The organism is Undibacterium sp. Ji42W (assembly GCF_049340405.1).
In the GTDB taxonomy this organism is placed as follows: domain Bacteria; phylum Pseudomonadota; class Gammaproteobacteria; order Burkholderiales; family Burkholderiaceae_D; genus Undibacterium.
In genome coordinates this window covers 36,114-57,989 of sequence record NZ_JBMPOV010000018.1, presented here as the reverse complement: position 1 = coordinate 57,989, position 21,876 = coordinate 36,114, and the positions used below count along the sequence as shown (strand labels likewise).

The window sequence follows — 21,876 nt, the reverse complement described above, 5'->3', positions numbered from 1 at the left end:
GTATGGTTGAATTTAGGTCGCGATTGCATCGCCATATAATTGGCAAAGTTGGCGCCTGCCCCGCTTGACCCCTGTGCTTCAGATCACACAAATGGCTACCAGCTCTACCGCCTCTGCATCAACGGCGTGGACCTCGGGCCAATCCATCTGTCTTTTCCATGCCATGCTCACGCAGACTTGCCCGCCCTCATACATCGTAAACACCCTGACGGTTTATACCAACATGGAAGAGACATCGGTTAGCCAGCCTTTTGATGATGGAAGGACAAATAGCGAGCAAGCAGACATAGCCATCTTCTTTGACTATGTGGCCGTTAAGGACTTAACCTGTTTGGGTATTTACCATTTCTTTATATTCACCGGACACCTATCTATCCAATGGATTCACGGCAGCAGCTTTTGGCAATTGGTCGCCTTCATGCCAATTATTTGCCAGACTATCTGCTTGCGCTATCATTTTTATTGACATACTACTGGCAAGATCGTCACGTCCCGCAGCATAGGCCTTGCGTTCTTTGTCTTGCTCGGCCAGTCTGTATGCAATCAAAATATTGACGTATGCGGTAACAAAATTTTTCTCAACCCCAGTGCCATTTGCATACATGGTCGATAAATTGGCGAAAGCGACGGCATCGCCTCGCAGGGCTGCTTTTTCAAGCCAGCTTAAAGCTTGGGAGAAATCCTGTTTCACACTTTTCCCAGTCATGTACAAATATCCCAAGTCAGACTGCGCATCGGTCCATTCTTTTCTAGCGGCATCCTTTAATAATACGATGGCTTTTTCTTCTGATTTTTCTATTCCCTTGCCGGAAAAATATAAGCTGCTCAAGCGATATTCACCACAAGCATCATTTTGCGCTGCTGACTTCTGGTACCAAGCAATAGCCTCAGCCATATCGGCTTTTATTAACTCGCCAGCTTCATACCCAATACCGACATAACATTGTGCGATGCCCAGTCCCTGCTGTGCAGCTTTCAGGTACCATGAGAATGCTTCGCTTGGAAGTGCGGGACCGCCTACACCTATCCTGAGCGCCTCTGCAAGATTGTATTGAGATTTTGCATGACCTTGCTTTGCTGCTTTAGTAAACCATTCACGCGCTTTGCTCATATCTTTCGCAACCCCTTTGCCGCTCAAATACAATGTTCCCATATTGTATTGGGCAATCATTTCACCTTTATTTGCCGAACCCAGCCACTCTGCATATGCTCCAGCATAATTCCCACTAGCATAAGCACTGGCACCTTTGCTGATATCGGCGTAACTTGGTGCGCTTACAAAATAAAGTGAAATTAACAAGGCACAGCATGCGTTAAAAATCTTTTTTGTCATTGGATAGGTATGCATCTTTTGCATGCAAAGAATATATTGCTCAGTTTGATAAAAAGCCCAAAAGCATTTTCACTTTTTGAGCCTTCAAATTACGGCCACTAAATCATCACACCGCCTGCTGTCTTTTCTTGAAAAGTCACCAGTGATGACAACGCTTACTTGCATTGAATACTGAACTGATTTTTCTCATTGATTTGATAGTTGCATTTGCTGACTCTTTGCTTGAGTTCAACCCGTTCAACATGCCCATCGGCGTACTTGCATAGCACCGTAACAGAGCGATTTTGATCGTAGACAGTGCCCAATATCCAGTAGCCTGAACGCTTGCCTCTCTCCTCTGGCACCAGACTGGCAAGTTCTTCGGGCGTACCGTCAAAGACGGTAACCGAGAGTGGAAAAGAAGCGCCCCGGCGCGGACAAGTCTCGGCTGAAAATGCGGGCTGGAGCAGGCTAAATGTCACACATGCGCAAAGTAGATTTTTCATATCGAGTTTATACAACACAGAATACCCTATCTCAATTCATGGCGTGGTGTACGCGAATGCTGGGGCATGCCACTGTCTGGTGAAATAGCTATTGGCATTACGTGCATCCAGGCTACCAGCTGTTGCCAGACCAGCCCCGGCTATTTTGGCGGTGAGCAGCGCGAGCCTTTGTGCCAGATCAGTTCTGCCGGGCGCAATCTCAAATACCTCCTCCAATGCATCAAACAGTGACTGTAGCCATTCTGTTGACTCCAATGATTCTTCTTTAGCGGTATCAGCAAGTACCAGCAGCAGGCAGTACAAGGCACGTATATAGTGCATTTTCAATTTATCTGGTTTAGTCTGGGTCAGCCATGGCAAATGGCGTACCGCAATCTGGGAAGCTTTTCTCAGCTCATTTTCCGCCACTTGAAACTCGATGAGCATGGCGACAAGCTGAATATATTTCTTGTTTGAGCATATCAGGCGATAGCTGCGATTATAGAGTTCGCGGGCTGCATCCTTGCGGCCCAAAGCATAGAGGGTAAGCATGATTGATGGCAAATCAAGGTGCGGCACTTCCGAACAAGACAGTTGCCCATCAAGTATAGGCTGGGCTGCTGTGATCGCTTCTTCATAGCGGCCTTCCTGCACGAGTAAACGGACAGAGTGACTGTATTCACAGGCAGCACAATCTGCATAGCGGTCACGCGGTTCCATGCTTGCCCGTTCCCAAAACTCCCTGGATTTTCGGGTATTGCCCTGTACCAGATTAACTTCAGATTGCTTGGCATATACCGGACGACGACTGAGATTTCGTGACTCAAATCGCTTTGCCATATCCGCGGCAATGGCATCTATCTGTTTCTGGTTGATGCGTGAAAACTCCGGCAGCATGGGCAATATCCATTTGCTTGGCCAAAGTATGGAAGTCTGATCAATGATATCTGGACGGGTATCTGTCATATGCTGACACCAGGCAAACAAGGTCAACGCAAGTTCATCTTCACCAGTAAAAACTGCAACCGTCAAACGCTCACGGCGTGCAAGGAACTGCACAGCCACAGAACCAGAACGGTCTGCAGCAACGATGGCGCGATCCAGCAAATCTGATTTTTCTGATGCATTGTGTTCGAATTTCTTGGCTTGCGAAATCAGAGAATGGGCAAGTGCAATCTCTGTAGTATTTTCTAATGCCATGTTGGATTTCCTCCAGTCCCCATCAAACTCCATTCCAGCAAGCCAGATAATCCATCACTCATCAGGCTCAGCTCTCGACTACTAAGGGGATAATGCCCCATCAACAATGCCTGCACATACAAGATTTGCACGATGCGTTGCACTAGTGAAGCATCAGGATGTTGTATCAAACGGCGCACCAGTGCATTACCATAGTTAAAATAAATTTCACTGTTTTCTACTTGTTTGACCTGGGCGACGATGTCTTTCCACAAACCATCTACGTGCTCAGCACTAACGGTCATTTGACGGCTGATATTGGCATCGCGATTCGATACAAACAAGGTCGGCAGATCACCAGGCTCAAATACTTTAAGCTTGACAGTACAGGCAAGACCTTCCAGCGTACTTTGTGCCAACAGCATGAAATCGTGGTGCCGCGCCTCCTGTTCCTCACTTAAATTTTGCAATTGATGGCCTATGTCAGAAGGCTCAACAAAACGCACAGGTGTGAGTGGAAACAACTCTCCATATTTTTTCATCAAGTCAGCATCATAGACGTAGCCAGCATTAATGACATCAATGCCCTGTCCAGCAGCGATCTGGGCAATTTGCCTGAAAGCGTCAACACCAGCAGTACACAGTATGCGCTGGTTGCGCTCCAGATAGACTTGCAGCGTACTTTGTCCATAATTGGTTTCTATAGGAAACCAGGGAGCAAACAGTTTGAAAAATTCATCATCTTCCAACGCCAGGGCTTTTAAGGTCATGTGATGGTAGACCATCAGTTTCTGTAATTGAGCGGGGTCACGCTTGGCCAGGTCCACAAGATAATTGCGCAGGCAAGCACCCAGTTCTTCCTGGGTCTTTTGCAGCTTTTCATCATGGTGAAAAGCATTCCGTGCTGCAGTCGGGCGCAACTCGCTGCAGTTGACAACACACTGTACAAAAAATGCCCAAGGTGGCAACAGGTTTTCCACACTGTCAGACAAAAGCATGCGCTTGAGATAAACCCGGTGCTTGCTTTTGCTGCTATGCGCAGGTGTGCGTTCCAGTACGTAGGCGACGCCGTTTACGCCACCAGTTTCTGATACCAGCGGGATAGCATCAAAGAATGCCGTATCCATGCTGCGGCGGCCAAACTGCGTCAGGAAAGCCTTGCGTGCAGAGACTGGCAGGTGCGATGCATCCCAGGGGAAGGTATGCGTGCGTTCACTGTCATTCACTGCCCTTGGCTGGCCCTTGTACGTCACCTGTATAGGCCAAGGCAAGACTCCGCCATAATAGCTGGCCGCTGTAAACACGTTATCGGCAGTAAACAAGGCACGCGACTCTGGCTTGGTTATCAGCCTGACCGAGGTGCCTGGTGCGATATCCTCGTCCAACACGGCAATATCATAAGTGCCATCGGGCCGCCCGCGCCATCGCAATGCCGGTGCATCAGGGCTGGTGGCTGAGCGACTGACCAGTTCAATTTCATCTGCAACGATGAAGCAAGCCAGCAAGCCGATGCCAAACTGGCCGATATAATCTTGCGCCTGCCCCACCCATACACCACGCTTGGACGACTCACCGATCACTGCCAGAAAGCGATGCATCTCATCTTCAGTCAGGCCTATGCCATTGTCGACAAAACTCACGGCTTGCATATCATCATCGACATGCAATTTTATAGTGCCAGAAAATTCTTTCGCCAGCCGCGTGCGGGCCTGTATGGCATCGCTAGCATTTTGCAAAAGCTCACGCACGAATACATCAGGACGGGTATACAGGTGATTGGATAACAGGTCGATCAAACCAGAAAGATTGATCTGGAAGCGATGCTCCATAGTCTGGGTTTCTTTCAGAATATACTGCACTTTGATAGTAGGGAAATAAATAACTCTAATTATTCAGGCACACAATTATATCAATCGTCCATGCACTGAATCAGAAAATGCATTGATTGTGAAAACTCCATATCCCGTTATGCTAGCAATGCCCAAGCTGCTTTTTGTTACTTATCTACAAGCACCATGGTTACAGCATTCAAATAGAAACCCGCGAGCATCACCTGGCCAAAAAACGAGATTAAAAAAACCCAAAAAGCATTTCCACTTTTTGGGCCTGTAATTTCCATCCATTAAAACTTCACACCGTCTGTGGCCTGTTCTTATGAAAAGTCACCGTACTGTATTGCACAGATGACGGCGGTGGTGCCTGCAAAATGTGTTTTTTCATCGCACCAATGATGTGCATCTCACATGGCTTGCAGTCAAACTTCAAAGTGTATTTTTCTTCGCCTGTGACCAGGGTCATGGGTTCTGCCTTGACCTGGCCTTGTACACCTTGCACGCCCTTGGCCTGTTTGGGGCAGAGGTTGAAGGAGAAGCGCAGGCAGTGCTTGGTGATCATCAGCGATACTTCGCCGGGTTCTTCATGCGACTCGTAAGCGGCGGCGATCAATTGTACTGCGTGTTTTTCATAGAAGCTGCGGGCCTTGTGGTTGTACACATTGGCGAGATAACTGAGCGTTGTTTCCGGATAGGCTACTGGCGGCTCAACTGCTGGTGTACGCTCCGGACGGTGCCATGCTGACAGGCGCGCTGCCTCGTGTGCGGTCACTGCATCGCGGCGCAGGGCGTTGATGACGGAGGATGGCACGAACCATGGCTGTTGCAAATCGAGGTTGACTTGCGCAGCCTCGAACATGGTGTTGCCGAGCTTGGCGAGATTGTCGCGCAAGCCTGCTTCTGCCTTGTCGCGGTTTTGTGCAGGTTCCAGTGGCAACTGTGCGCTGACTGCAGAAGTTACGCCATCTTCATCAGTGATCTTCAGTAACAGACCATCAGCCTGTTCTGTCAAAGTCATATAGACAGGGATGCGGCGCTCGGCGGATTTCTTGGTCAGTGCATGTTCCCAGCGATGGTCACGGTTACGATTGATCAGGGTACCGACTTTGAGGCTGACCAACTCGGCCATTTTTTCATTCGGGAAGACGCGCCAGATTTCACCGTTTTCTGATGCCCCTACGCGTTCTACGGTGTTGGCTTGTATGCCTGCGACATCGCGCTTGACCATGTAGTTGAGGCCATCACCATTGGACATGGGTTCATTGGCTTCGATCTCAAAGAAGTTGGCTGCCAGGCGAGTAACATAACCCAGATGCAGGCCTACGTATTTTGGCGAATCAAATGCGCCTATGTCTTCCAGGCGACCATTGGCGAAATAATCGGTGTGACCGCGGTGGAAGTTCTTGTCCACATTGGGGCTGAACGACACCTGGCTATGACCGCTGGAAGCGCGGCTGAATTCTGGCCTGCGCTCCAGGATTTCATCGAGCAGCAAACGGTAATGCGCGGTGATATTCTTCACATAGCCCATGTCCTTGTAGCGGCCTTCTATCTTCAATGACTGCACACCAGCATCGAGCAGGGCTTCCAGATTGCGGCTCTGGTCGTTGTCTTTCATTGACAGCAGATGTTTTTCATAGGCGACCACCCTGCCCTCGCCATCACTGAGAGTATAAGGCAGGCGACAGGCTTGCGAGCAATCGCCACGGTTGGCGCTGCGGCCATTGTCGGCATGCGAGATATAGCATTGGCCGGAGAAGGCTACGCACAGTGCGCCGTGAACGAAATATTCGAGTGGCGTGGCGACTTGCGCCTTGATGGCCTGTATCTGTTTGATAGTCAGTTCACGCGCCAATACCAGTTGCGAGAAGCCGACATCGCCAAGAAACTTGGCTTTTTCCACACCACGGATATCGCATTGCGTGCTGGCATGCAACTGGATGGGAGGAATATCGAGTTCCAAAATGCCCATGTCTTGCACGATGAGGGCATCGACACCAGCATCATACAATTGGCGTATCTGCTTTCTTGCCGGTTCCAGCTCGGAATCATGCAGGATGGTATTCATGGTCACGAAGATGCGCGCATGATAGCGGTGGGCAAATTCCACCAGGCTGGCGATCTCGCTGATTTCATTGCTGGCGTTATGACGCGCACCGAAAGACGGGCCACCGATATAAACGGCATCAGCACCATGCAAGATCGCTTCCCGGCCTATCTCTACAGTTTTGGCGGGCGATAAAAGTTCGGTCTGGTTGACAAGCAAGCTCATGGTGGTGGCTGGTGACAGGGAAAGGGCGAAATTATAAAGGAAATCAAGGGCTTATGTCATGTTTGCTGCTGGATTGGCACTTTAATTTGATATCGATTGAATCATATTTAAGCCTGCAAACCCAGTTTCTTTAGTTTCAACCAACATTTCCACCAACATTTCCACCAACATTAAAGCCTGATTTTTGTCTTTAGCAGTGTAGATCATGGTGAGCAAATAACCAGAAGATATGTGCCGCAAACAAAATTTCATTGCGCAAAAAGAACGCTTTTCTGTTTCCTTTTCTTGCCTGCTCTACAATGTTGTCTGCCACGATCAAACCTGAACTTATGCGCCTATCTCCTGCCAGTCTGCTATTTGCTTTGCCCCTGCTACCTGCTTTTGCTTTCGCACAGACCGTATTGCCCCCTGGCGTAGAAGCTGCATTCAACAGGACCAGCGTGCCAGTCCAGGCATTTAGCGCCATTGTCATGCCTGCCAATGGTGGCCAGGCGGTGCTGATGCAGGCGGCAGACCGGCCCATGAATCCGGCATCTGCCATGAAGCTGGTGACCACTATCGTCGGGCTGGAGGAACTGGGGCCGACCTTTCGCTGGAAAACGCAGATACTGGCGGACAAGAGTAACAAGAAAGATATCTATACAGGCAACCTGTATCTACGTGGTGGTGGCGAACCCAACCTGACCATAGAAAAACTGGGTGGCATGCTGCGCAATCTGCGCCAGCAAGGTTTGCGCCGCCTGCGTGGCGATATCATTCTTGACCGTAGTTATTTTCAGCCCGAGCGGCCAGATATCGGCGCGCCACAATTCGATGAATTCCCCGATGCTTATTACAATGTCATACCCGATGCACTGCTAGTCAATAGCAACCTCAGCAGCATCGCCCTTGAATCAACGACCGACAAAATCGAGGCGCGTCTGAACACGCCGCTGGACAAAGTCAAACTTGTCAACCACCTGCACTTCAATGAATTACCCTGTTCTGCGTGGGAGACGGAATGGCAGCCGCCTGCCATCGAGATCGTCAACAATATGGCGGATGATCCTGAGACAGATAGTCAAAATGCGCAGGCCAACAAAAAAACGGCGCGCCAGACTACACGAGCGGGTTTGGAGATCACGCTAAGTGGCGGCTTCCCCAAGCGCTGCAAGATCACGAACAATATCAATATCCTTGACCGTAACCAGTACCTGGCGCACCTGATACGCGCGCTGTGGCAAGAGATGGGCGGTACCTGGCAGGGTGAGGTGCGCGATGGCAAGACGCCCGCTTCTGCCACGGTATTGGCTGAGCATCAGTCCGAGCCGCTGGCCGACATTCTGCGTATTATCAACAAGCAGTCTGACAATGTCATGGCGCGCATGCTGTACCTGACCCTGGGTGCAGAATCTGCCAACAAACAGGGCATGAGCAATTTGCAGGCTGCCGATGCTCGTATCAGGCAATGGCTATTCAGGCAGGGTATCAACGATGCGGGGTTGGTGCTGGAGAACGGTTCTGGCCTCTCTCGTATAGAACGAATCAGCCCGCAACAAATGGCTGGCTTGTTGCAGGCCGCAGCCCGCAGTAACTGGTATGCAGAATTTGCCAGCAGCCTGCCGGTCGCCTCCATGGATGGCACCATGCGTCGTCGCCTTAAAGGCGGGCCAGCAGAATTACGTGCCCGCATCAAGACAGGTACCTTGAAAGATGTGGTGGCGATTGCGGGCTATGTGCGGGATATCAATGACCAGCAATGGATAGTGGTGGCAATGATTAATCATGAAGAAGCGATCAAGGCAAAATCTGCTTTGGACGAATTGATTACTTGGGTAGCCGCTGGTCGTCCGTAAGATTCAGTCAGACTATTTCGCTTTGACCGGCTTGTCATTCACCACGACATACTTCTGCGTGTCGGTATCAAACACCAGCTTCTTTTTGCCCTTTTGTGCGGCGATGACAAAGTCATAGCTGTTGGTGCGCTCACCTGCATTGTCAGTCATGTGGCTGACCTGGCGGTAACCGTAGGTCTTGCCTGCAAATTCGACGATAAGCTGGCCTGGTGCGGCAATACCGGGGGCCAGTTCCCACCTGGCCAGGTAGTCATAGCAATGCGGCGGGTCCTGTTCATTTTCATGGAGGCGCAAGCGCGGGTGTTTACCTTTGCCGGGACGCATCATGCTTTCACATTCCGGGCCACTCTCTACATGCTTGACCAGATCCACGTCCTGGTCCTTGTCAAACAGAGGACTGATCTTGTCCGCTTCTATGCGCAACAAACGCAACCATACATGCACTTCGTTTTTTTCTACATGACTGTGTTCTATCGACATGGCAAAGTCACCGGGGAATAATTCCACCACGCTGGTCTTGCTGATGCGCCCGTTGGCAGCCAGCCATTCAACCACGTCCTGGCGATTGGTCAGTGACCAGGCCTCGCCCCTGCGTTTGAACCAGTATGCGGCAATCAGATTGGGCAAACCCGATGCCAATGGCTCGCCTTTGACCAGCAAGACTGCCGTATCTGCATCGAGTTTTTGCACATGCAAAGCATGCATACGCAATGCCAGTTGGGTAGTCGTGGGGACAGACGCTGGCAACTCTGCCTTTAGTTGCGGTGACCTGATGATATCTTTATCGTCATTGATGTCCCAGCCTTTGAAAACCAGGCGCATGAGATCACGCTGCTCCAACGTTTGCACTGACTCCGTGCGCGCGCAGGCAAGCAGCATGCACAGCATGAGCAATGCGCAAGCAGGGAGGTGAATGAAACGCCGGATTAATTGCACAAGGGGAAATTCTTCAGAATGGCGGCAATATTGATTCTAACTGATAGGTGCGCAGTGTGGCGAGACACCATGCTATTACGCAGGCAAGGCTGCGTCTGCGCCAAAAAGGGAAGCCGCTTAATTTAATTGAAAATCACGGAGAATTTTTCCAGACATGCTTGATGCATGCGATTGAATCGTGCAGCAATCATAGTCTGGAGCACGGATAAAAGCCAAACAGGAAAATGCATGTGGAATACAAATCACATATGCCACGAAAACAGAAAAATAATCCCTTTGACATCAAAAAGGATTTGCAAATGGGTAATGTGTGCACTATGCTCATTTCTACAACTTGTACAACAGGTTGAGCACATTATGAAAAAAATGATATCGGGAGAGACTGTCAAATAGCAATCTGGACAGCGCCGAAGGAGCAACCGCCCCGGAAACTCTCAGGTAAAAAGGACCGTTATCATTGGAACTCATTTCATAAATAATGATGAGATGCGTTTGATTCATAAGGCTGTCAGCCTTATGAATCAAACCCTCCAGGAACTGACGATTGGGCGCATTACTGCGTTGTGTTGCTTACCAAGGCATTAGCCTTGGCTGCATACCACGCCTTGCACTGCATTTCAAATCGCCTTGTTCGCACTCACCCTTATTCATGAAATGAGTTCCGCCAACTCTGAAGAGCTGCCTGACTACGTCGTCAGGCACACCGAAGGAGCAAGCACTGCTGCCTTACCAAGGGGCGCGGGCGAAATCTCTCAGGTCCAGGACAGAGGGGGTATCCGTTGCGTAACTGCGCTCGGACATCCCTTTGACGTCTGGAGTCTGCATACCATGAAATTCATTCATTTGAACGGTGACATTGTCACCGCGATGGCGGCCGCCTGCGCGCTGTCCATCTATAAAACCGGGTTTTACACTGATTGCAAAGCTGAGTTCAACAGTATGAGCGACACTCAGCAAGCCACCAGCATCGATGTCTCTAGCTACAAAGATGATCTCAGTATCGCCACAAGTCTATTGCACTGTCACGATATACGACCGCAGTGTAGTCATCTTCATTGTTGACGCTGACCAGCGCAATTTCTTTCTGATAAAAATTCTGGTTATAGAGTTCTGAACCGCTCTATAAGCGGATCCCCTGTTCCCGTTTGCGCGGGAATGTTGTCCGGCATGTGAACCACATGCCATGTTTCAAGCCGTCCAATCTGCTTGAATGGGCGAGCTATTGTCTACATTTAACCAAGGAGCAAACCATCATGCATTTGCACGCCGTTTCAAGATTCAAAAAATCCACACTGGCTGCTTTGATACTCAGTATCAGTTGCGCTGTCGCCAGCCCTTCACTGTTGGCACAAAATCTGGCCAGCGATATTGGCGGAACAACCGACCAGGCACGCCTGGTCAGCGCTGCTGCACAACGTGATTTTGCCGAGTTTGTGCAATTCAACGTGCAGCGTCGCGGCGGTACCTTGCCCTCTGAATTCCCGCTCGAAGTCAATGATGTGCAAGACCTCAAGGACGCAAAGATAGCTTATGGCTTTCCAGTCTATAGCCTGCCGCCGCAAGATATCATGACAGGCCGTGGTGATTTGCGCAGCATGGCAAAAGCCACCGGTGAATGGCGCTTTGTCATTACCCTCAATGACACACCGATAGGCCTGGCAACCCTGCGGCAAAACAATGGGCGCTGGGGGGTTACTTCGTATGGTGGCGCTGTGCTTGCCAAGGATGTCGATGCTGCGATTGCAGTACATGGCAACAGCACACGCTCCAACCTGCGCTTTATCCGCGTCTATCAAGCCATGTCAGATTTTCTGGAAGTAGTCTCGCCTACCGATGCACGCGCCCGCTTTGCACCCTTGCAAGCCGCCCGCCAGACTTTACTGCTGCAACAGCGCAGTGAAAAACTCGGCACACAAACTGCCAACTTCGGTTTGCTGGAGCAAAGCGATATCCTTGAGCCTTTGCGCATCAGCGTCAAGCGCAATATCGACAGCTTCCGCTAAGCCAGACCCAAACTGAATATACCTACAATAAATATGGAGATATCATGAAAAAAAATCTGTTAAAGCTCATATTCGTCTTGGGAGCAATGCTGGGCATACCCAGCGCTTATGCGCAATACCGTGCATTGAATGTGCCGCTGGTCACGCAAGAGCATAGCCAGTGGTGCTGGGCAGGCAGCAGCAAGGCATTGCTGAGTTTCTACAACCAGAATCCCAGCCAGTGCCAGATCGTGAACTGGGCTTATGGCCTGAACTACGCCTGTGGCAATACCAACTTCAACTGGAACAGCAATGCCAACCAGCCCAACTCCATGTATGGCAGCGGCGGCAGTGTGCAAAATATCCTGGCACACTGGAGCGTGCCAAATACTGCCTATAGCTCGGCATCTTCATGGAACGCGGTAGTCAGCGACATCAATGCCAACCGCCCCTTTGTCATCCGCTATGGCTGGACCAATGGCGGCGGCCATATCATGGTCGGCACAGGCTATGAAGTGTATAACGGCACCAACTACATTTACATCATGAACCCATGGCCAGGTGAAGGAAAAACCTACAGGACCTATGGTTCTGCCGTGTCTGACTATGATCACCAGTGGACACATACACAGCGCATGAATGTCAGCGGGTGATCAGCCCTGAGCCTGTTGTGATGTAGCTTAAGTATTAAGCAGGCCGGAGCTTGTGCACTTAACCTCCGGCCTGCTGCTCAACACCTAGAGAACAACTTTCTGCTGGCGTGCCACGAGACGCATACTTTACAATACGCACATGAGTACTTCTTTTTCCTGCCGCCCCCATTGCGCCGCCTGCTGCATCGCACCGTCCATCAGCAGTGCCATACCTGGAATGCCCAATGGCAAACCTGCCGGTGTGCCTTGCATACAGTTGGATGAAAATTGGGGCTGCAAAATTTTTGGCCTGGCCAGCCGTCCTGCAGTTTGCGCAAGTTTGCGGGCCTCGGTGGAAATGTGTGGATCAGCGCGTGAACAGGCAATGTTTTTCCTTACGCAATTGGAACTTGTGACCGCACCCGCTATTTCATGAGGCGACAAGGCATGAATCTGCTTCAAATCTCAGACCTTTCCGTCAGCGACATCAACGGTATCTGGGGTCTGGCCGGCCAAACCGGCATGCAAGTTCAGGGAAGAGTCGCTTGGTCTTTGAAGGAAATGGGATACAGACCCGCACCAGCTTCATACAGGCATTTTCTTCCAGTTTCCACATTGTCATTACTGATGGCTGGCCCGCAGCTTATGAGAATGCAGAGTGGTCATTGACAATTGCGCATCTTGAGCAAATGGGGAATCCAAAATTTTTGCCAACGCCGGCATTTTCCATAGGTAAAGAGATCGACTTGAATCCGGTCAGCTATGCTGGCTTTACCGGCTCCCGGCTACCGGCTACCGGCTACCCGCAAAAGAATCTGCTCTTGCCTGTACAAAAAGCCATACTGGGCTATTTACCAAGTTATAAAAAGCCACAGTAAGCAAGATCCAGGATGCTTATTTGTAAATTTTGATCTAGACTGCACTTAACAAATGTGTTGGCATTTTCATGCTTGCAGATGTCAGGAAATAAGATTTGGCTATGGCAGATGCAACAATTGTTATAGAAATTTGCATTAAAGTCATACAAACTTCATACAATCAGCTGATTACTTCAAAGTATAATTGCCACATGGAAATTATATTTCCAATCTTTACGATGCAGGCCATTAAGCATACTGTACAGGCGTACACAGGTCTGCATTTTCAATTTGTCTTACGACAACAAATAGAAAATCTATGATCTCTCTCTTCAAACATCTCTCGGTGGGTAAACGCTTAGGCTTTGGCTTTGTACTCATCCTCTCCCTGTTCTTTGTAACGACCCTGGTCGCTATCGTTAAACTCAATACAGTTGCCGCAGCAGCAGATGATTTATTGAAGGATCCGCTGGCGACTGAACGCATGGTCAGCGACTGGTACCGCAATATCCACACGGGTGTGCGTCGTACGACAGCGATTGCGAAGAGCACCGATCCCTCACTGGCGACCTTCTTTGCAGCAGATCAGGAGGAATCGACCAGAACTTCTGGCATTTTGCAAAAAGAGATTGCTGAGCACATGAAGAGCCCGGATGAAGTCGCACTCTTCAAGGAAATCGGCGTACAGCGCCAGGCCTATATCAGTGCCCGCAATAAAGTGGTTGATCTGAAAAAAGACGGTAAGGTCGATGAAGCAAATGCGGCGCTGGATAAGGAATTCATTCCTGCGTCCGTCATTTATGTCAAAAAAATAGAAGAAATGCTGGCCATGCAGCGTAAGCAGATTGATGATACGTCTGCAGGAATACAGCAGACGTATCAAACGAGCCGCATTCTTTTAATCGCTCTGTCCTTCATTGCAGCAGCCTTGTCTGTGCTCTGCGCCTGGCTGATGACCATCTCGATTACCAGACCGCTGGCAAGGGCCACGGCAGTTGCCGAGAAAATGGCGCAAGGTGATTTGAGTGAGACCCTGGAAATCAAACTGAATGATGAAATTGGCAAGATGATGGATGCCATCAATGGCATCAACACCGGCCTCAGCAGCGTTATCGGTAATGTGCGCCATGGTACTGAAACCATCAATGTGGCAGCGGCTGAAATTGCCTCTGGCAATGCTGACCTGTCATCCCGCACAGAATCGCAAGCCAGCTCGCTGGAAGAAACCGCCTCGTCGATGGAGGAACTGACCTCTACCGTCAGGCAAAATGCCGACAATGCGCGTCAGGCTAACCAACTGGTGATCTCGGCATCTGGCGTTGCGGTCAAGGGCGGCGAAGTGGTTAGCCAGGTGGTTGAGACCATGGGTTCGATCAAGGAAAGCTCACGCAAGATTGTCGATATTATTTCTGTCATTGACGGCATCGCCTTCCAGACCAATATTCTGGCCTTGAACGCTGCCGTTGAAGCCGCCCGCGCTGGTGAACAGGGGCGTGGCTTTGCGGTGGTAGCGACTGAGGTACGCAACCTGGCGCAACGCAGTGCATCTGCTGCCAAAGAGATCAAGCACCTCATTGATGACTCGGTGGGCAAGGTAGAACATGGCAGCAAACTCGTCGATACCGCTGGTCAGACCATGACAGACATCGTCTCCAGCGTCCAGCATGTAGCCGACATCATGAGTGAAATCACCGCTGCCAGCCAGGAACAAAGTGCCGGTATCGAACAAGTAAACCTGGCCGTCACGCAAATGGATGAGATGACCCAGCAAAATGCCGCCCTGGTAGAAGAAGCCGCCGCTGCTGCAGAGAGCATGCGTGAGCAATCAGGTAAATTGTCTGAGCTGGTGTCCCAGTTTCATATTATGGCGCAGGCGCAAAACCCTGCCGTGCAAACTGGCCGCCCCGTGAATGCTAGACGCCCATCAGTGATTGCCAAGGCTGCCAGCAAATCAGATAATGCCGCAAATCCAGCGAGAGCGCAAATCCGCCAGATACCACAAAGAAAAACAAAAACCGCTGAGCAGGATTGGGAAGAGTTTTAATTGATGAATATCCAGGCCAGCAATTTTGCAAATCAGCAAATTTGCTGGCCTGGCCTGTAAAGCTTTTTGCCGCTGTCGCTTTTAGCAAACCCCTTATTCAATCTCCTTATTGATTGCGATCAGATCTTGATGCGCATGGAATCACCACTCAAAAAGAACAGCGAGATACCGTCATCATTTTGATTGACGCGCACGACTGACTGCTCCAGACCAGCCGCATACAGCTTGCTGCCATCCGGGCGGAAGATACCAAACCACATGCGTTGCATGCTGGTACGGGAGTTGGCCGCCAGCAAAAGGTAGTCGCGCCCGCCTATCTGTACTTCACTGGCTTGCAGCTCACCCATGTAAAAAGCGGAAGGTATGCGTTCCAACATGATGCGCAAGCCATCATGATAGACCTGGATCAGTACGCCATTGTCAGTGCCTGAGCGTACAAAGTTGAATTCAAATGAACCCATTCTGGTAGGTGTATTGCGGCGCACATGCACATGGTCGGCAAAGTCGGCAAAATAATTATTGCGGTCAGTACGCGTCTTGGTGCTTACTTGCTGGGTGATTTCGGTTTGCACATCTTTCTCCATAAATTCAGGGTAATGCCAGGCTTCCGCCATGACTGCATCGCTGCCCTGCCAGACTCCAGCAATCCTCAGCCAAGGACCGGCAATGCGATGACGCAGCCACTCAAATTCATACATACGCTAGCGAACAGGTCAAATCGCATGCGTGCTGTCCTTGGCTTGCTTTCCATTAGTGTTCCGGCCTGATGAGCAAGCGCCTGCCGGAACCCGAGGTATCCACGATGGAAATACCGTCGGCATGCTCCGTTAATTGCCAGTGCCCATGAGGCAGACCTATGCGATAGACAGGCTTGCCATCTGCCGCAAATATCGCCAACCACATGGGCCTGTGCAAAAAACCGTTTGCCACTGTCAACACGTAGGTGTCATTACCTACCTTGAGACTGGCCGCTTCCAGGCGGCGGTAACTTTGCTCACCAGTAAACGCGGGCGATATGCTTTCACTCACCATGAACTGGCCATTCCTGCTGATCTGCAATTGATCGACTAGGCTCGCGCTCAGGGTGTTGTCCGCAGGCGTGTCGCGCGGCAGGTGCTGCGCTTTGCTGTAGGTGACGACAAATTCCTGCAAGTGGGCTGGTACACTGCCATCCACCTGGATGTGGTGGGCGAACTGGGCCAGATGCTGGTTGGCGTCTGGCAAACGCCAGACATACTGTTGCCGCACCAGCGTGACCTCAACCTGGTTGCTGCGGTACTCCGTCAGGACGGTATCGACGCCGCCGTCCATACCTGCGCCAACCTGTGCTGGCGGGGCTGGCATGGTTGTAGTACTGCAGGCAGTCAGGCTCAGGAGCAAACTCAACACCACAAGCGCATGCACGCTGGCAACGGGACCATGCAGGCAAAATGCGTTATATCGTTTGGTTTGCAGGGACATGCGATATCAAGCCATCATCATTAAACAAACTGAAGTATCGCGATGCTTCATTTTAGTGACAACGAAATTAGGCAAAGTACTGAAATACAGTACTTATGGTGCAGGCTACTGCCATCAGGCAAATCTTCAGGCATAGTCATAAGGCAAACAATCGCACCTGAGCATTGACACTCAAGAGTAAATTTTCAAGCAGGTGTGGCGGGCGACATGCTAAGCTTCGTCCCGACTAAAACTTCCTTCTTTTTGTGTTTTTATGGATCTACTACTCGCCGTCAAAGTCATCATCATGGGTATCGTCGAAGGCTTGACGGAATTCTTGCCCATCTCCTCCACCGGCCACCTGATACTGACAGGCAGTTTGCTGAACTTTACCGGCGAGAAGCAAAAAGTATTTGAGATCGTCATACAGGCCGGTGCGATTTTTGCGGTGTGCTGGGAGTACCGTGCCAAGATAGCCAGTGTCGTAGGCGGCCTGGGCAACGATCCCAAAGCCCGCAAGTTTGCACTTAACCTCATCGTCGCCTTCTTGCCAGCAGCCGTACTGGGCTTGCTGTTCTCCAAAAAAATCAAGGCGGTCCTGTTTGCACCGGTACCGGTTGCCCTGGCGTTTATCATAGGCGGCGTCATCATTCTGCTGGTAGAACGCAAGCAGGCAGGGGCTGACGCGCACGACAGCAGCCATGCACGCATACAAACTGTCGATGATATGAGCTTGCTGGATGCCCTGAAGATAGGCCTGGCCCAGTCGCTGGCACTGATCCCCGGTACCAGCCGTTCAGGTGCGACGATTATTGGCGGCATGCTGTTTGGCCTGTCGCGCAAGGCGGCGACTGAATTCTCATTCTTCCTGGCGATCCCTACTCTGTTCGGTGCCACCGTGTATTCGCTGTACAAGGCGCGTGAAGATTTGTCGATGGCAGACCTGCCCATGTTCAGCCTGGGTACGGTTGCGGCATTTATCTCGGCCTTTTTTTGCGTGCGCTGGTTGCTGCGTTATATCAGTTCGCATAATTTCAATGTGTTTGCCTGGTACCGTATTGCCTTTGGTATCATGATCCTGATTACCGCCTACACTGGCGCGATTACCTGGGCAGACTAATTGGTGACAACAGCAGTGATTGAAGCAGGCAACACCACAAGCGATACCGTTGAGCAGGCTCTGCACTTATTGCAGACTGTATTTGGTTACCCGGCCTTTCGCTCGCAGCAAGGGCAAATCGTTGAACACGTTGTCAATGGTGGCGATGCCCTGGTGCTGATGCCTACGGGCGGCGGTAAATCCCTTTGTTACCAGATACCGGCCTTGTTGCGCAATGGCGTTGGCATCGTCGTATCTCCACTGATCGCCCTCATGCAAGACCAGGTCGATGCCCTGGCTGAGGTTGGTGTGCGTGCCGCTTTTTTAAATTCCACCCAGAGCTTTGATGAAATCCTGGCGGTGGAAAAGAAAATGCGCGAAGGCGATATAGACCTGGTGTATATCGCGCCGGAGCGCTTGCTGACTCAGCGCTGCCTGGAACTGCTACAAGTAGTCAACATCGCCCTGTTTGCAATTGATGAGGCACACTGTGTCTCGCAATGGGGCCATGATTTCCGCCCTGAATACATCAAGCTGTCTGCATTGCATGAACGTTTTCCGAACGTCCCAAGAATTGCCCTGACCGCTACGGCTGACCAGCAGACCCGCGATGAAATCATTCATCGCCTGCAACTGGAAAACGCCATGCAGTTCGTGTCGTCTTTCGACCGCCCGAATATCCGCTACCAGATCGTAGAAAAAGCCAATGGCCGCAAGCAACTGCTGGACTTTATCACCGCCCAGCACAGTGGTGATGCTGGCATCGTGTATTGCCTGTCGCGCAAAAAGGTCGAGGAAACTGCTGAATTTTTGAATGAAAATGGTATTAGCTCGTTGCCCTATCATGCTGGCATGGACTTGCAAGACCGCAGCCGCAACCAGGCGCGCTTCCTGCGTGAAGATGGTATCGTCATGTGTGCCACCATTGCCTTTGGCATGGGGATAGACAAACCCGACGTGCGCTTTGTCGCCCATCTGGATTTACCAAAAAGCATAGAAGGCTATTACCAGGAAACTGGCCGTGCTGGCCGCGATGGTGCCAGCGCCAATGCCTGGATGGCCTATGGCTTGCAGGATGTAGTGCAACAGCGCCGCATGATCGACGAGTCAGAAGCCAATGAGACCTTCAAGCGGGTACAAAGCGTCAAGCTTGATGCCATGCTCACGCTATGCGAAACCCTGAATTGCCGCCGCGTCCACATTCTTGAATATTTCGGCCAGAGTGCCGAGCCTTGCGGCAATTGCGATACCTGCATGAGCCCGCCTGTGTCTTTTGACGGCAGTGTGGCTGCGCAAAAGATACTCTCCACTGTTTACCGTGTAGATCAGCGGTTTGCCGCGGGCCATGTCATCGACATCTTGCGTGGCATTGATACCGAGCGCGTGCAGCAATGGCGGCATGAAAAGCTCTCTACCTACGGCATAGGTTCAGACAAAAGCGAAGCTGAATGGCGTGCCTTGTTACGCCAGTTGATCGCCCTCGGCCTGGTGGCAGTCGATTATGAAAACTATAGCTCGCTGAAACTGACGGAAGCATCGCGTGCCGTATTGCGCGGCGAAATCAAGGTGCAGCTGCGCCAGTACAAAAAAGCTGAAAAAGCCGTCAAACACAAACGCCAGTCCGCCAAGGACTTTGCAGAGTCTGATCTCGACAGCACAGCACAAACAGTCTTTGACAAACTGCGCTGGTGGCGAGTAGAAACCGCACGCACCCACAATGTGCCCGCCTATGTCATTTTCCCCGACGCCACCCTGCGAGAAATCGCCCGCCAGCAACCCGCTACCCTGCCCGCTTTGCGCGCCATCTCAGGTGTCGGCGACAAGAAGCTGGAGAGTTATGGTAAAGAGATTATTGAGTTGATAGAGCAGCTGCGCGCTTGATGCTTGTCCTTCCGAGCCCCCCATTCAACGAGGTCAGATCGGACATTTATATATTTCCAATCTGGAGGGTGAATACGCTCTGCCAATCGCGCCGAAATTTAAGCTAGAAGTCCATGGATACATCCATTCGTTTTTTTACGTCCTTAACCGACGCATTGGCACAGATTACTTCTTGCAAAATGGATTCTTCTTTCGAAAATTCGGCGGTCAAGTATTTGTCCAAATTGGAAATAGAGGATGCATGGAAACTCATCAATGCGTTACTTATCAGCCCGAGTGCTAAAACGAGAGTGTTAGGCTTGCGAGTAATTCGCAGAGGCGTAAAAGACAAAGAATTGTTGCGGAGAGTAATTGCTCTTTGTTTTTCTGTTCGAAAGGTTCTCTGAATTGCTGTATTGGTATGCAGCGATACTTGCCCGGTATCCAATGACTGGATTTATTTCGCTGCTGAAAAAGGAGATGTTGAAAAAAACGGACCCTGGCTTTACTGACCGTCATATTCGAGCGCTGGAAATGCATAAGGCAAAAGGGTGCAAAAGCAAAAAAGAAGGATTAAAAAAATTGCTTGAATTACATTAATGACTATTGACAAATCAGGTTTTTTTTGGGGGGGGAGCTCTGACATTCATACATTTCGATAACGCGCCGCTAATCGCACCTACGCGCCAACTTAGAAATTAACTGAGGTGTTACGTGGGGTTTACTATTGGGGCAGTCGAGTTTACAACAATTGAAATGGTGTTAGAGCGTTCAATATTTGAAGATGCAAATAAACTTTTAAGCTATCAAGAAATTAGCGAAGCTGATTTGAATGATCTTCGTTTTTTACTTGCGAATGGGGGCACTATTCTTGCGGCCAGCTATCTTCTCTATTGTCTGTTCAGCCAGCCGGGGTCCCGGTGATGTGCTTGTCATCTTCGCACAGGGTCCATTTGCGTCTGAGCAGTGATGACTGGCTCAGGAGTGGGGCGTGCAGCGTGTAGTACTACGCAGGCAAGCAGTCATGCTGGCGACACTACCGCGGCAGCTGACCATCCCTACTTTGTGCTGGTGGCGTGGACAATGAAAAATGAACCCTGCCCTAATCCAGCTCAGCCAGTATCGCATCTATTTTCATTTTCGCATCGCGGATAACGGCAAGCCTGGCTTCGGTTTCGCTGTTTGCCTTAAAGGGGCCGCTGAACTGCTGGGCGATTTCCAGACCTTGCGCACCATACTTTTGTACTTCTCCGCTGGCAGACCAGTGACCGTCAGGCCGGGGAAAGGCAATCACAAAAATATCATAATTTTTGTAATGCATGCTTGGCGTTCGCTCTAAGGTGGTATGAAGTCTGCTGTTCATGATCGCTCCTGATAGTGTGCCCTGCGCCTGCAAAAAAAAACCATATTAGTTTGAAACGGGTATTTGAGCCAGACACCGCAGGCTAAAAAGGGTTTTAATTTACTTGAAGTAGTGGCTTGGTAGTGGCTTAGTAGTAGATGTCTAATGCTGAAATTGCCAGATAAATCAGTAAGCGATACACGCGCTTACTGATCAATATTCAAAAACAGCCAGTACCCTGACTCCCCTGTGAGCTGCACCGCGCAAGCGTAATGCGCCTTTATCACTAAAACGGTATTCCAGCCAGAGATGATCACTGCCAGCTTGCGTATAACGCAAGCCAAACTTGGACAAAGTGCCCGGTTTTTCTTGCCTGGTATTGGGGCTGGCAGACTGGTTGTAATATTCTTTTGTCACGCGGGTATATAAGTCTGCCCCGTTTGCCGATTGCGCATTTCCATTTCTGCCAACAAACTGTGCGTCAGCGACGGAAGGAACAGGTGGGCCATTCAAATCGGACTGTCCAGATTGCCTAATCTCGGGCACTGCTGCACGTACAGCTGCAATGTCTTGCGCCGAACCAGCATCGCGCTCGGCAATTGTCTGGTCTTTGGTAACGGCCTGCTCTTGAGCTGCTTGCGTGGCGAAGCCGGTCTGTTGCCCTGCGCTTTCTCTGCTGACAGAAAACCTTGCCTCTTGTGCGCAGGCATATTGTGCATATATCAAGAGGCTGCATAAGGTCAGGCTTATATAGTGAGCGCTCATGATT

General features: G+C 50.5%; 21 protein-coding genes and 2 riboswitches. Of the genes, 10 read left to right on the top strand and 11 right to left on the bottom strand.

All coding sequences use genetic code 11. From position 1 onward, the window contains the following. Nucleotides 1–367 precede the first annotated feature (367 nt). The 6 genes from ACO0LG_RS27640 to ACO0LG_RS27615 all read right to left on the bottom strand — a co-directional run bounded on the left by ACO0LG_RS27640 (nucleotide 368) and on the right by ACO0LG_RS27615 (nucleotide 7,287). A complete protein-coding gene (locus ACO0LG_RS27640; RefSeq protein ID WP_423031533.1) occupies nucleotides 368–1,357 on the bottom strand; it encodes a tetratricopeptide repeat protein in 990 nt (329 codons plus the stop codon). A 131-nt stretch (nucleotides 1,358–1,488) separates the two neighbouring features. Further along, nucleotides 1,489–1,836 carry an STY0301 family protein gene (locus ACO0LG_RS27635; RefSeq protein WP_423031531.1) on the bottom strand — a complete coding sequence of 116 codons (348 nt, stop codon included), beginning with the start codon at nucleotides 1,834–1,836 and terminating at the stop codon, nucleotides 1,489–1,491. 18 nt (nucleotides 1,837–1,854) lie between these two features. Further along, nucleotides 1,855–2,997: a tetratricopeptide repeat protein gene (locus ACO0LG_RS27630; protein ID WP_423031529.1), complete on the bottom strand. Its 1,143-nt coding sequence runs from the start codon at nucleotides 2,995–2,997 to the stop codon at nucleotides 1,855–1,857. Next, entirely contained in the window at nucleotides 2,988–4,835 is a 1,848-nt protein-coding gene (locus ACO0LG_RS27625; RefSeq protein ID WP_423031527.1) for an HSP90 family protein, read from the bottom strand. Before ACO0LG_RS27625 ends, ACO0LG_RS27630 begins: the two co-directional genes overlap by 10 nt. A 271-nt stretch (nucleotides 4,836–5,106) precedes the next feature. Next, nucleotides 5,107–7,080, bottom strand: a complete 1,974-nt coding sequence (locus ACO0LG_RS27620) for a peptidase U32 family protein (protein ID WP_423031526.1) — start codon at nucleotides 7,078–7,080, stop codon at nucleotides 5,107–5,109. An 81-nt stretch (nucleotides 7,081–7,161) separates the two neighbouring features. Continuing rightward, the gene (locus tag ACO0LG_RS27615) at nucleotides 7,162–7,287 is read right to left on the bottom strand and encodes a hypothetical protein (protein WP_423031524.1); all 126 of its coding nucleotides are present in this window, start codon (nucleotides 7,285–7,287) and stop codon (nucleotides 7,162–7,164) included. A 122-nt stretch (nucleotides 7,288–7,409) separates the two neighbouring features. On the opposite strand from ACO0LG_RS27615, the gene dacB reads away from it, so the two are divergent. Beyond that, nucleotides 7,410–8,915, top strand: coding sequence for a D-alanyl-D-alanine carboxypeptidase/D-alanyl-D-alanine endopeptidase (gene dacB, locus ACO0LG_RS27610; protein ID WP_423031522.1), 1,506 nt, complete (start codon nucleotides 7,410–7,412; stop codon nucleotides 8,913–8,915). 12 nt (nucleotides 8,916–8,927) lie between these two features. Here dacB and ACO0LG_RS27605 read toward each other — a convergent pair whose 3' ends face one another. Continuing rightward, nucleotides 8,928–9,737 (bottom strand): hypothetical protein, encoded by an 810-nt coding sequence (locus ACO0LG_RS27605; RefSeq protein WP_423031520.1) that lies wholly within the window; start codon nucleotides 9,735–9,737, stop codon nucleotides 8,928–8,930. 477 nt (nucleotides 9,738–10,214) lie between these two features. Next, a riboswitch (glycine riboswitch) is annotated at nucleotides 10,215–10,312 on the top strand. Between the two features lie 199 nt (nucleotides 10,313–10,511). Then, nucleotides 10,512–10,628, top strand: a riboswitch (glycine riboswitch). 476 nt (nucleotides 10,629–11,104) lie between these two features. On the opposite strand from ACO0LG_RS27605, the gene ACO0LG_RS27600 reads away from it, so the two are divergent. The 5 genes from ACO0LG_RS27600 to ACO0LG_RS27580 all read left to right on the top strand — a co-directional run bounded on the left by ACO0LG_RS27600 (nucleotide 11,105) and on the right by ACO0LG_RS27580 (nucleotide 15,366). Next, nucleotides 11,105–11,854, top strand: a complete 750-nt coding sequence (locus ACO0LG_RS27600) for a hypothetical protein (RefSeq protein ID WP_423031518.1) — start codon at nucleotides 11,105–11,107, stop codon at nucleotides 11,852–11,854. 44 nt (nucleotides 11,855–11,898) lie between these two features. Continuing rightward, nucleotides 11,899–12,486 carry a C39 family peptidase gene (locus ACO0LG_RS27595; RefSeq protein ID WP_423031516.1) on the top strand — a complete coding sequence of 196 codons (588 nt, stop codon included), beginning with the start codon at nucleotides 11,899–11,901 and terminating at the stop codon, nucleotides 12,484–12,486. A 139-nt stretch (nucleotides 12,487–12,625) separates the two neighbouring features. Further along, nucleotides 12,626–12,901, top strand: a complete 276-nt coding sequence (locus tag ACO0LG_RS27590; RefSeq protein ID WP_423031514.1) for a YkgJ family cysteine cluster protein — start codon at nucleotides 12,626–12,628, stop codon at nucleotides 12,899–12,901. A gap of 109 nt (nucleotides 12,902–13,010) precedes the next feature. Next, on the top strand, nucleotides 13,011–13,343 hold the full coding sequence (locus ACO0LG_RS27585; RefSeq protein ID WP_423031512.1) for a hypothetical protein: 333 nt from the start codon (nucleotides 13,011–13,013) through the stop codon (nucleotides 13,341–13,343). A gap of 298 nt (nucleotides 13,344–13,641) precedes the next feature. Continuing rightward, nucleotides 13,642–15,366: a methyl-accepting chemotaxis protein gene (locus ACO0LG_RS27580; protein ID WP_423031510.1), complete on the top strand. Its 1,725-nt coding sequence runs from the start codon at nucleotides 13,642–13,644 to the stop codon at nucleotides 15,364–15,366. A 119-nt stretch (nucleotides 15,367–15,485) separates the two neighbouring features. On the opposite strand, the gene ACO0LG_RS27575 is transcribed toward ACO0LG_RS27580, so the two are convergent. Both ACO0LG_RS27575 and ACO0LG_RS27570 read right to left on the bottom strand, forming a co-directional pair. Continuing rightward, on the bottom strand, nucleotides 15,486–16,064 hold the full coding sequence (locus ACO0LG_RS27575; protein ID WP_423031508.1) for a hypothetical protein: 579 nt from the start codon (nucleotides 16,062–16,064) through the stop codon (nucleotides 15,486–15,488). A 52-nt stretch (nucleotides 16,065–16,116) separates the two neighbouring features. Beyond that, a complete protein-coding gene (locus ACO0LG_RS27570; RefSeq protein ID WP_423031506.1) occupies nucleotides 16,117–16,827 on the bottom strand; it encodes a hypothetical protein in 711 nt (236 codons plus the stop codon). Between the two features lie 253 nt (nucleotides 16,828–17,080). On the opposite strand from ACO0LG_RS27570, the gene ACO0LG_RS27565 reads away from it, so the two are divergent. The 4 genes from ACO0LG_RS27565 (at nucleotide 17,081) to ACO0LG_RS27550 (ending at nucleotide 20,689) form a co-directional block, all read left to right on the top strand. Further along, on the top strand, nucleotides 17,081–17,926 hold the full coding sequence (locus tag ACO0LG_RS27565) for an undecaprenyl-diphosphate phosphatase (protein WP_423031504.1): 846 nt from the start codon (nucleotides 17,081–17,083) through the stop codon (nucleotides 17,924–17,926). Further along, nucleotides 17,927–19,786, top strand: coding sequence for a DNA helicase RecQ (recQ, locus tag ACO0LG_RS27560; protein ID WP_423031502.1), 1,860 nt, complete (start codon nucleotides 17,927–17,929; stop codon nucleotides 19,784–19,786). Between the two features lie 351 nt (nucleotides 19,787–20,137). Further along, nucleotides 20,138–20,365, top strand: a complete 228-nt coding sequence (locus ACO0LG_RS27555; RefSeq protein ID WP_423031500.1) for a hypothetical protein — start codon at nucleotides 20,138–20,140, stop codon at nucleotides 20,363–20,365. A gap of 114 nt (nucleotides 20,366–20,479) precedes the next feature. Continuing rightward, complete coding sequence (locus tag ACO0LG_RS27550) at nucleotides 20,480–20,689, top strand: hypothetical protein (RefSeq protein WP_423031498.1); 210 nt, start codon at nucleotides 20,480–20,482, stop codon at nucleotides 20,687–20,689. A 178-nt stretch (nucleotides 20,690–20,867) separates the two neighbouring features. On the opposite strand, the gene ACO0LG_RS27545 is transcribed toward ACO0LG_RS27550, so the two are convergent. Continuing rightward, complete coding sequence (locus ACO0LG_RS27545; protein ID WP_422951498.1) at nucleotides 20,868–21,128, bottom strand: hypothetical protein; 261 nt, start codon at nucleotides 21,126–21,128, stop codon at nucleotides 20,868–20,870. A gap of 192 nt (nucleotides 21,129–21,320) precedes the next feature. Further along, the gene (locus ACO0LG_RS27540) at nucleotides 21,321–21,872 is read right to left on the bottom strand and encodes a hypothetical protein (RefSeq protein WP_423031496.1); all 552 of its coding nucleotides are present in this window, start codon (nucleotides 21,870–21,872) and stop codon (nucleotides 21,321–21,323) included. Nucleotides 21,873–21,876 lie beyond the last annotated feature (4 nt).

Coding starts and splice junctions, on each gene's coding strand:
- ACO0LG_RS27640 (WP_423031533.1), bottom strand. CDS start 1,357: ATGCAAAAGATGCATACCTATCCAATGACAAAAAAGATTTTTAACGCA.
- ACO0LG_RS27630 (WP_423031529.1), bottom strand. CDS start 2,997: ATGGCATTAGAAAATACTACAGAGATTGCACTTGCCCATTCTCTGATT.
- ACO0LG_RS27620 (WP_423031526.1), bottom strand. CDS start 7,080: ATGAGCTTGCTTGTCAACCAGACCGAACTTTTATCGCCCGCCAAAACT.
- ACO0LG_RS27615 (WP_423031524.1), bottom strand. CDS start 7,287: ATGATCTACACTGCTAAAGACAAAAATCAGGCTTTAATGTTGGTGGAA.
- dacB (WP_423031522.1), top strand. CDS start 7,410: ATGCGCCTATCTCCTGCCAGTCTGCTATTTGCTTTGCCCCTGCTACCT.
- ACO0LG_RS27605 (WP_423031520.1), bottom strand. CDS start 9,737: ATGCGCCTGGTTTTCAAAGGCTGGGACATCAATGACGATAAAGATATC.
- ACO0LG_RS27600 (WP_423031518.1), top strand. CDS start 11,105: ATGCATTTGCACGCCGTTTCAAGATTCAAAAAATCCACACTGGCTGCT.
- ACO0LG_RS27595 (WP_423031516.1), top strand. CDS start 11,899: ATGAAAAAAAATCTGTTAAAGCTCATATTCGTCTTGGGAGCAATGCTG.
- ACO0LG_RS27590 (WP_423031514.1), top strand. CDS start 12,626: ATGAGTACTTCTTTTTCCTGCCGCCCCCATTGCGCCGCCTGCTGCATC.
- ACO0LG_RS27580 (WP_423031510.1), top strand. CDS start 13,642: ATGATCTCTCTCTTCAAACATCTCTCGGTGGGTAAACGCTTAGGCTTT.
- ACO0LG_RS27575 (WP_423031508.1), bottom strand. CDS start 16,064: ATGTATGAATTTGAGTGGCTGCGTCATCGCATTGCCGGTCCTTGGCTG.
- ACO0LG_RS27570 (WP_423031506.1), bottom strand. CDS start 16,827: ATGTCCCTGCAAACCAAACGATATAACGCATTTTGCCTGCATGGTCCC.
- ACO0LG_RS27565 (WP_423031504.1), top strand. CDS start 17,081: ATGGATCTACTACTCGCCGTCAAAGTCATCATCATGGGTATCGTCGAA.
- ACO0LG_RS27545 (WP_422951498.1), bottom strand. CDS start 21,128: ATGAACAGCAGACTTCATACCACCTTAGAGCGAACGCCAAGCATGCAT.
- ACO0LG_RS27540 (WP_423031496.1), bottom strand. CDS start 21,872: ATGAGCGCTCACTATATAAGCCTGACCTTATGCAGCCTCTTGATATAT.